This is a genomic window from bacterium, from assembly GCA_040755795.1.
In the GTDB taxonomy this organism is placed as follows: Bacteria; UBA9089; CG2-30-40-21; order CG2-30-40-21; family SBAY01; genus JBFLXS01.
This window is the reverse complement of sequence record JBFLXS010000624.1, coordinates 1-1714: the sequence shown is the minus strand read 5'-3', so window position 1 is coordinate 1714 and position 1714 is coordinate 1. Positions and strand designations below refer to the sequence as shown.

3 protein-coding genes are annotated in these 1714 nt (G+C 37.7%); 1 reads left to right on the top strand and 2 read right to left on the bottom strand.

Annotated elements, in window-relative coordinates; translation table 11 throughout:
• The coding region (locus AB1414_20355) for a hypothetical protein (protein ID MEW6609766.1) at positions 1-228 on the top strand (228 nt) is incomplete at its 5' end.
• Between the two features lie 365 nt (positions 229-593).
• Here AB1414_20355 and AB1414_20350 read toward each other — a convergent pair.
• The gene (locus AB1414_20350; protein MEW6609765.1) at positions 594-1004 is read right to left on the bottom strand and encodes a PIN domain-containing protein; all 411 of its coding nucleotides are present in this window, start codon (positions 1002-1004) and stop codon (positions 594-596) included.
• Positions 1001-1228, bottom strand: coding sequence for a hypothetical protein (locus tag AB1414_20345; GenBank protein ID MEW6609764.1), 228 nt, complete (start codon positions 1226-1228; stop codon positions 1001-1003). Before AB1414_20345 ends, AB1414_20350 begins: the two co-directional genes overlap by 4 nt.
• Positions 1229-1714 lie beyond the last annotated feature (486 nt).

The following is a 1714-nucleotide window of genomic DNA, read 5'->3' as shown; positions in this document are numbered from 1 at the left end:
TTAATCCAGGAGGCAAAACAACCTTTTTTCCGTGTGTTTTTACCTTATAATTTTAGTATGAAGTATCTCATAGAATTTGAGCGTAATTTTGAAGACGCTAAACAAAAAGCCATTCAATTCATTAAGATAGCAACCGAGTATCTTTATAGCCCTACCTGGAATAAGGAAGGATTGGATAAATTAAAAGAAGTTCTTAAAGAAGACGATGTTGGCTGTCCGTATCTGTAAATGAGGTTATCAGTAATTCGTAACCGTTCAGGATATAGCCACAGAGTTACAGAGAACACAGAGGGAATATAGCAGTTATTAGTCAAAACTTTATTCAGAGTGGATAAGTAAAAAAAATCCCAAATCCCAAGCACCAAATTCCACATACCAAAAAGCGAATTAGAGATTAGTGAATTAGAGCTTAGATTTTACTAATTCGCTTAATTCACTAATTCACTAAATGGAATTTGGAATTTGTGATTTGGAATTTCATAGCCCTATCTATGTCAAATTTCGATTAATAAGTGCTATAATGCGTGTCCATTTGTGACTAATTTCCTTAATTCTCTGTGAACTCGGTGCCTCTGTGGCTGACTTACACATCTTTACGATATTAAACTTATTCCCATCATTGGGAAATGACGATCAAACCCAAACGCGTCATGAATGTTATAGCGTTGACACACAACAAAATTGGCACAATCAGTCAATGATAAGAGTGTACTTTCATATTGACGAAATACGGCGATCGATTCTTGAAAAAGGTCGTGATCAATATACACCACGCGTAAAACGCCTGTTTTACTCGTCAAGGTGATAATATCCAGAAATCGAATGGCGATATGATGACTGCTATCATACCTTAGTCGAGTCACGGTTTCGTCAAGAACATAATCTGTTGTGAGTAAATAGGCACGTTGTTGCTTCAACCGGTTATAGAGCCGATTTGCCTCTTTATGATAGTGATCGTTACTATCGGTTAGAGCAATCCACGCTCCTGTATCGACAAAAATCATGCTGCACCCCTTGTATATAAAATCTTATCATGATTTACTGAGGCATCCTCTTGATTGGTGTGACATAAGCCAATCATTTGATCAAGCAACGCATAGCCGTCAGTCTCTTCAGTGGGTTCGATTACTTCGATATCCACCCAAATTTTCTGTTGTGGCATCGTTTTCACGATATCGATCATGGGAATATATAATCCATCCTCTCGTTTAATTGCTTCAACTTGCATAATATCTACCTCCCTCTCGTATAATATAAATTATGAACGTTCTCGGATAAAACCTGTTTTTGACAGGTTCAGGAGTTAACCTTTATTTATCCAATCCTCCTCGATTACTCGCGATGGTCTAACGACTGAACTCACCTGCTGCGGGAGGAATTACCACTAAACTTTATTAGCAAGATAAAACCTTGAAAATACCACAAAACTTTAATCACGGCACAGTCCCCCGCAGTCAGTGCAGCGACTGGTTGAACTAAGCCATTTTGTGGCAGTTTTTTTTGACAGCTTTATAGAGCTATTTTAAGTTTATCATATTAGGATATTTGATGTCAAGAAGAAAAATGTACATTCAGCAATTCTCGGTGAGAGAGCGTTGCGTAGAACTTAAGGCTATATTTACGGTGCGTGGCATTGTGTTACCTCATTTCTTGCCATCTTTTTGTTTCTCTTGACATTTTGGAGTCCCAAAAGATAACCCAGAGGGTCATTAAC

Coding starts and splice junctions, on each gene's coding strand:
- AB1414_20350 (MEW6609765.1), bottom strand. CDS start 1,004: ATGATTTTTGTCGATACAGGAGCGTGGATTGCTCTAACCGATAGTAAC.
- AB1414_20345 (MEW6609764.1), bottom strand. CDS start 1,228: ATGCAAGTTGAAGCAATTAAACGAGAGGATGGATTATATATTCCCATG.